At 71.6% G+C, this 6,340-nt stretch carries 11 protein-coding genes and 2 pseudogenes; 8 read left to right on the forward strand and 5 right to left on the reverse strand.

Features of this window, described 5'->3' with window-relative positions:
* The 8 genes and pseudogenes from ABZ078_RS43915 to ABZ078_RS43950 form a co-directional block, all read left to right on the forward strand.
* Positions 1-284 (forward strand): annotated as a pseudogene (locus ABZ078_RS43915) (hypothetical protein); the annotation flags it as partial.
* A complete protein-coding gene (locus ABZ078_RS43920) occupies positions 281-502 on the forward strand; it encodes a hypothetical protein (RefSeq protein WP_356584236.1) in 222 nt (73 codons plus the stop codon). The pseudogene ABZ078_RS43915 and the gene ABZ078_RS43920, both read left to right, overlap by 4 nt.
* A 140-nt stretch (positions 503-642) precedes the next feature.
* The gene (locus ABZ078_RS43925) at positions 643-1,023 is read left to right on the forward strand and encodes a DUF2933 domain-containing protein (protein ID WP_356584238.1); all 381 of its coding nucleotides are present in this window, start codon (positions 643-645) and stop codon (positions 1,021-1,023) included.
* Positions 1,024-1,067: 44 nt separating this feature from the next.
* The gene (locus ABZ078_RS43930) at positions 1,068-1,331 is read left to right on the forward strand and encodes a zf-HC2 domain-containing protein (protein WP_356584240.1); all 264 of its coding nucleotides are present in this window, start codon (positions 1,068-1,070) and stop codon (positions 1,329-1,331) included.
* Between the two features lie 71 nt (positions 1,332-1,402).
* Positions 1,403-1,564, forward strand: a pseudogene (locus ABZ078_RS43935) (cytochrome ubiquinol oxidase subunit I); the annotation flags it as partial.
* Between the two features lie 44 nt (positions 1,565-1,608).
* Positions 1,609-1,797, forward strand: a complete 189-nt coding sequence (locus ABZ078_RS43940) for a cytochrome ubiquinol oxidase subunit I (protein ID WP_356584252.1) — start codon at positions 1,609-1,611, stop codon at positions 1,795-1,797.
* 78 nt (positions 1,798-1,875) lie between these two features.
* A complete protein-coding gene (locus tag ABZ078_RS43945; RefSeq protein WP_356584242.1) occupies positions 1,876-2,616 on the forward strand; it encodes an isoprenylcysteine carboxylmethyltransferase family protein in 741 nt (246 codons plus the stop codon).
* Positions 2,617-2,659: 43 nt separating this feature from the next.
* Complete coding sequence (locus ABZ078_RS43950) at positions 2,660-2,923, forward strand: hypothetical protein (protein ID WP_356584244.1); 264 nt, start codon at positions 2,660-2,662, stop codon at positions 2,921-2,923.
* Between the two features lie 357 nt (positions 2,924-3,280).
* Here ABZ078_RS43950 and ABZ078_RS43955 read toward each other — a convergent pair whose 3' ends face one another.
* The 5 genes from ABZ078_RS43955 to ccsA all read right to left on the reverse strand — a co-directional run.
* The gene (locus ABZ078_RS43955) at positions 3,281-3,631 is read right to left on the reverse strand and encodes a multidrug efflux SMR transporter (protein WP_356584254.1); all 351 of its coding nucleotides are present in this window, start codon (positions 3,629-3,631) and stop codon (positions 3,281-3,283) included.
* Between the two features lie 253 nt (positions 3,632-3,884).
* Positions 3,885-4,145: a cation transporter gene (locus tag ABZ078_RS43960; protein WP_356584246.1), complete on the reverse strand. Its 261-nt coding sequence runs from the start codon at positions 4,143-4,145 to the stop codon at positions 3,885-3,887.
* Complete coding sequence (locus ABZ078_RS43965; RefSeq protein ID WP_356584248.1) at positions 4,145-5,332, reverse strand: sulfite exporter TauE/SafE family protein; 1,188 nt, start codon at positions 5,330-5,332, stop codon at positions 4,145-4,147. Before ABZ078_RS43965 ends, ABZ078_RS43960 begins: the two co-directional genes overlap by 1 nt.
* Before the next feature lie 107 nt (positions 5,333-5,439).
* Positions 5,440-5,868, reverse strand: coding sequence for a hypothetical protein (locus ABZ078_RS43970; RefSeq protein ID WP_356584250.1), 429 nt, complete (start codon positions 5,866-5,868; stop codon positions 5,440-5,442).
* 295 nt (positions 5,869-6,163) lie between these two features.
* The coding region (gene ccsA, locus ABZ078_RS43975) for a cytochrome c biogenesis protein CcsA (protein ID WP_356584256.1) at positions 6,164-6,340 on the reverse strand (177 nt) is incomplete at its 5' end.

Below are 6,340 nucleotides of genomic sequence, written 5' to 3' on the forward strand. Positions count from 1 at the left end.
ACCCCGCCAACCACATCCTCGGCCTGCGCCTGAACGTGTGGACCAGCCTGCTGCTGTTCACCGCCGCGGTCGCCTTCCTCTGGCTGCGCCGCCCCGGCGGCCGGTTCTCCCACGGCACAGCGGCCGCTGAGACGGCCGATTCTGCGACCGCCGCCCCGCCCGGCCCTGCCGAGGAGACGCCCGCCGCCGCGGACGCGAGCAAGACCGTGACGGCGCCGGCCCGGAGGGACCGGGCGACACGTCTGCTGAAGGAGACGACCGATGCTGCCAGGAGGCGGCAATGAACGGACGGCGACACCGCCTGCGCGGCATCCGGGCCACGGGAACGACACGAGACCGAGTCCTGCTGTACACGCTGGTCCCGCTCGGGCTGTTCCTGTTCGCCCTCGGAGTCGTCGGAGCCCGCACCGCGCTCACACTGCTGCCGTTCGACCCCCACCACATCGGCCTCCAGGCCGGCGGCCTGGTGCTCGCCTTCATCGGGCTGCGCCACTGGACATAGCCCCCCAGGGCCCGCCCGGTGAACGCACATCGGCAGCCCATCGCGAACTCATCGATCCTTCACAGCCCGAACCTAGCCTTCCGGATACAGGCACTGTGCGGTGCCGTACCCGGCCAGCGTCCACCCGCGGAGTGATCCCCATGTGCATCAACAAAAAGGTCCTCGCCGGACTCGGCATCGTCGCCGTCGGCGTGCTGCTGCTCAAGCCCGCATGGTTCGTGGCGGCCCTGCCGCTGCTGATCCTCGCCCTGTGCCCGCTGAGCATGGTCTTCATGATGCGCGGCACGAACAACAACAGCCAGGGCAAGGGCCAGGCCGGCAGCTCCTGCGGCATGGGAGGCAAGACCCAGAAGACCACGCCCTCCGCCGCCGGGACGAAGCTGGACAAGCAGATCAGCGCGCTGCAGGCGGAGCTGCGCGAGTTGAAGGCCGCCGAGGCCCGGCGCGAGGGCACCACTGCGGCCGAGGCCGAGCAGGCGGTCGACTTCACCAAGGACAGCGGCCCCGACGCCCGCGCCTGACCGCGCCCCGAAGCGCCGGGATGCGACGAGGGGGTGAGGGCACCATGCCGAAGCCCGCAGCAGGGTGCGACGAGATCCGCGAGTGGCTCGGGGTGTATGCCGTCGGGGCGCTGGAGCCCGAGGAGGAAGCGCCGATCCGAGCCCACCTCGCCCGCTGCCCCGCATGCCGGTCCGAGCACGATGACTTCGCCGAGGTGGTCCGGCTGCTCCGCGCTGCCCTGCCGAGGCCGGCCGCGGCCTACGGCGCACGACCACCCCGGCCTCCCCACTCCCCGCAGACAGGCCAGGCGGTCCCCCGGGAGCGGTGACGGTGGTGCGCGAACTGGCGTTGCTTGCGGCGGCCGCCACCCCGGCGGACCTGATGGCGGCCCGGCTACAGATGGCCATCTCGCTGGGCTGGCACATCATCGTCGCCAGCTTCGGGGTCGGCATGCCGGCGCTGACCGTGTTCGCCGAGTGGCACGGGATGAGGACCGGGGACGCCAACTACGCGCTGCTGGCGCAGCGGTGAGCGAAGGCGATGGGCGTGCTGTTCGCCGTCGGTGCCGTCTCCGGGACCATCCTCAGCTTCGAGATGGGTCTGCTGTGGCCCGGGCTGATGGGCCGGGGTTCGGGCAGGCCATCGGGCTGCCGTTCCCGACCGAGGGGATCGCGTTCTTCCTCGAGACGATCTTCCTGGGCCTTTACCTGTATGCCTGGGACCGGTTGCCGCCCCGCGTCCATGAGGCCACCGGCGGCGCCCAGACACAGAGCCCCTGCATGCGGCCTTCATAGCCGCTTCACACCGCCGACCTAGCGTGGGGAGAAGAAGAGACGCTGTCGCGTACCGCGAGGGCGTGAAGGAGGTGCACGGTGAACGATCAGTACGGCTACGGCCTGTGGGCCCTGGTGGTCATCAACACGCTCGTGCTGGTGATCTTCGCGGCGAGCTTCTTCCACCCGAAGACCGGCCGGGACTGGAAGGCTCTGGGTGGCTTCTCCGCCTTCGCGGTGGCCCTGTTCACCGAGATGTACGGCTTCCCGCTCACCGTCTACCTGCTGGCCGGACCGCTGGGCAACTGGTTCCCCAACCTCGGCTACAGCCACGCCCAGGGCCACTTGTGGAACGACCTGATCGGCTGGAAGGGCGACCCGCACATGAGCCCCTTCCACCTCGCCGCCTACGTGCTGATCATCCTTGGCTTCGTGCTCATCGCCGCCGGGTGGCGGCACCTGCACGCCGCCGCGCAGTCCGGCGTCCTGGCGACCACGGGCCCGTACCAGCACATCCGCCATCCGCAGTACGCGGGATTCCTCGCCATCATGGTCGGGTTCCTGCTGATGTGGCCGACCCTGCCCACGCTGGTGATGTTCCCCGTGCTGGTGTGGGTGTACCGACGCCTCGCCATTCGGGAGGAGGCGGAGGTCGCCCGCCGGTTCGGCATCGTGTGGGAGGAGTACGCGGCCGCCACACCCCGCTTCCTGCCGTCCCGGCGCCACCGGCACGCGGCCGCCGCGCACACCGTCCCGATGGCGAAACGCCCGTCCGGGTCGGGCGCGCCGGACGCGCGCCCGCCACACCCCGCCGAACGATCACACACCGAGGGCCGGTGAGCGCGGCGGCCCTCCTCCGGCCGCCACGCGAAAGGAGTTGACGATGTCGTCCGAGACCGTTGCACTCGTCCTGCTGCTCCTGGCCTGCCCCGTCGCAATGTGCGGGGCGATGTGGCTCATGAGCCGGAACCAGCGAAAGAACCAGGCACAGCACCAGCCCGGGCAAGCGGCCGGCGCCCCCACCGGCCCGGACGCCAAGGCCGCCGAGGTCACTCGCCTCCAGGCGGAGATCGACCAGCTCAAGGCCGCCCAGCGCGACACCGAAGAAGGTCACACACCTGGTGACCGCCCACGGAAGGGATCCTGACGCGTCTGCAACGGTGCCCCGGGAAGTCAGGGGCCCGGGGCACCGTCGCAGACGCGTCACGGCACGCCGCACCGCTGCCCTGCCGGTGGCCGCTCGGCGGCAGGGCGGCCGTCCGGCACCCTCCGAAGACCGCCGCGCCCCACCAGCCAGACGGAGCCCTATCCGCACGACCAGCAAGTAGTCGGTGCCATCCCCGTTGGGGCACTGAGCATTCGGCTGCCGCCGCACCCTCCGCCACAAGTGGCTGAACCGGCTTTCCTCCAGCAGCCCGAAGCAGCACACCGCTGTCGGTCACGCGACGGCCGGCCCTCTCGTGCGTCGCTGTGCCCATGCCTGGCTGCGACCAGGATCAGCTGGTCAGAGCTGCGGTGGGCGCGCCCCGCGCTCGCCGGCGGAACCTGAAAACTGCAGACCGACGGTCCCGACGATCACCAACGCGATTGAGACGATCTTGAGGGTGGAGACCACGTCGCCGAGGAAGGCCATGCCGTAGATCGCCGTGCCCGACGCTCCGATGCCGGTCCACACCGCATACGCCGGGCCGACGTCCAGCTTCTTCAGCGAGAGCGTCAGCAGACCGAAGCTGGCCAGTGCGAAAACGCAGAACCCGATGGTCGGCCACAGCCGGGTGAAGCCGTCGGACAGAGCGAGGCTCACCGCGAAGCCGGTCTCGAACAGTCCGGCGACGGTGACGAGCAGCCACGCCATGGCCATGGGTGAGTGCCTCCACGCCTCGGGGCGGCAGGCCAGTGACCGCTTCGCCGGCCGGTTCACCATCCTGGGGCGAGTATGCACCTGCCAGCCCGCGGTTGTCGGCGACGTCGGGCTCGGCCGCGCTCGCGTCGTGCCAGTCGGCGCGCAGCCGTTGCAGCGCTTACGACATCGATGCCGGGCCTGCAACGACGGCGCGGTCTGGACGGGATGCCCGGCCAGACCGCGCCGTGCTCATCGTGCTGCCGTGTCAGCCGACGGACTGGGCCATGTAGTCGCCGGCGCGCCGCACCGCGGCGACAAGGGCGTCGGGGTCCACGGCCGCGCCCTCCTCCAGACGGATGGTGGATTGTCCGCGGCGCACGTCGGTGCTGGCCGAGCGCACGCCGGGCACCTCCTCCAGCTCGTCGTCGATGGACAGGCCGCAGCTGGAGCAGTGCATGCCCTCCACCTTGAGGACCACCTGCGGGCCGGTCTCCGTGTCGTCCTTCTTACGGCTGAACAGTGCCATTACGCGCCTTTCTGGAAGTTGATGCTGCCGGTCTGCATGCCCATGGCACAGGTGAAGTTGAGCGTGCCGGGCTTACGGGTGCCCAGGTCGATCTTGGTGTCGCCGTCGCGCTTGACGATCTCCTGGACCCCGAGTTCGGGGATAGTGAAGGCACGGGCGCAGCCGCCGGAATCCTTGCCGCGAAGGATCAGGGTGGTGGGCACCCCGGCCTTGGCGGTGAACCGGGTGGGTTCGTAGAAGTCGGTGACGGTCAGGACGACGGTCTGCTTGCCGGAGGCGTCGATGGTGACCGGCCCGTCGGCCGTCGCCTTCTGCCCGTCCGAGCCCGCGGCGTCCGACGAGGCCGGTGCCGCCGCCGTGGCGGGCTGGTCGTTGAGGTTGAAGGTGGCCCAGCCTCCGGCCTGGAGCCCGGAGGCCGCGGTCCACACGGCGACGCCCAGGACCACCACGCCGGTGACGATGGCCAGGCGGCCGGACAGGGCCCGGCTGGTGCGGCGGAAGAGGTAGCCCAGGACGGCGAACAGCGGTGCGGTGCCGACCACGAAGCCGAACATGACGGCGGCCCCGGCCAGCGGGGAGCCAGACGTGACCGCGAGCAGTTCCACCGACAGGGTCACCCCGCACGGCACCAGGACCGTGGCGAGACCGATCAGGGCCGGGGTGGCGACCGAGTCGGTCTTGGCGCTGCGCCGCATCAGCCGTCCGAAGGAGGCCGGGGGCCTCGGCACCAGCCGGGCGACGGCCTTGACGCCGAACAGGTCCAGGGCGAACAGCAGCATGAGGACCGCGGCGGCGATCAGCATGACGGCCCGGGCGCGCGGGCTGGGCTGCAGCGCGTTGCCGAAGATGCCCAGCAGTGCGCCGAGGAGGGTGTGGGAGACCAGCTTCCCGGCGAGGAACGCCCCGACGGGTACCAGGGCCTTGGGCTCCGCCGGAGAGGCGTGTTTGCCCGCGGACCTGGAGCTGCGGCCGGCCCGCGCCGCGGGGGCGGGTGACGGGGCAGCGGGGCTGCGGCGGGCGGAACCGGCTGTTACGAGAGCCCGTGCGGGGGCCGGTGATGGGGTGGCGGGGCTGCGGCGGGTCACCGCGCCGGCCAGCAGGCCCCCCTGGACGGCGGCACATGAGGCACCGCCGGCGAGCAGACCGGTGGACAGTCCGGTCGCGAGCAAGGCGACAGATGACGGCATGCGTCGAAACTCCTGAACAACAAGGGCGGCACGCGCAACGGGGCGTGCCGAAACGGACGTGGGGGAGCGCGGGCGCCCGCAGGAGAGGACCCTGCGGACGGGCACTGTCACGTCCGGGACACGCACAACCGGTGCAGATCAGGAGGAGCGACGGCCTCGGCAGGCGGCGGAACCCCGGAACGGGGTCCCCCCGGCAGGACGGACATGGGCGTCTGCGGGCCGTCGGCGCAGGCCGGGGCAGCCTGGGCGGCCGGAGCGTTGTGGGGCGGGGCGGCCGAGGGCTGGGCACAGTCGTCGTCGCTGCTGGAAGGACAGGAGTCCTCCGGGCCGAGCGAGTCGGCCGTCGTCCGCGTTCCGGCGGCCGGGTCGGCCGCATCCGTGGCCTCGCCCATCGGGTGCGTCGACTCCGCCGGGGCGGACATCGCCATCGCCATGGCGGGGCGGGCCACACCCGTCAGGCAGAGCGCGAGCGCGCACGCCAGCAGCACTCCGGCCCACAGCCGGAGCGACGGCGGCGGCGTCGCTCGAGAGATCACGAGCGGGATGCTAGCAGTGACGGATGACGGGGCAGTGCGGTTCCCAGCAGTCGCGCGCCATCCCCCCAGTGCGCGGTCACGATCACGAGCGGGGCGCCGCAGCGGCGGATGACGCCTGCGTGCGGCACCGGGCAGAGCCGTCAGGTCCCGGTGCGGCCCGGGCGGGCGGCGCCGTGCACCAACGGCAATCGGGCCGAGGACCTGGGGGCGGTTCAGCCGTCGCTGAGGGCTTGCGGCGCGGCTCGCGCTCGGACCTGAAACCATCGCGCGGGGTCCGGTCCCGGTGGTCTGGGCGTCAGACGCCGGCATAGGAGTGCAGCCCGGTGATGAAGATGTTGACGCCGTAGTAGTTGAAGACGAACGTGGCGAAGGCGATCAGGCCGAGGTAGGCGGCGCGGCGGCCCTTCCAGCCGGCAGTGACGCGGGCGTGGAGGTAGGCGGCGTAGGCGACCCAGGTGATGAAGGCCCAGGT

Origin of the sequence: Streptomyces sp. NPDC006385 (genome assembly GCF_040612485.1) — a bacterium.
Lineage (GTDB): Bacteria > Actinomycetota > Actinomycetes > Streptomycetales > Streptomycetaceae > Streptomyces.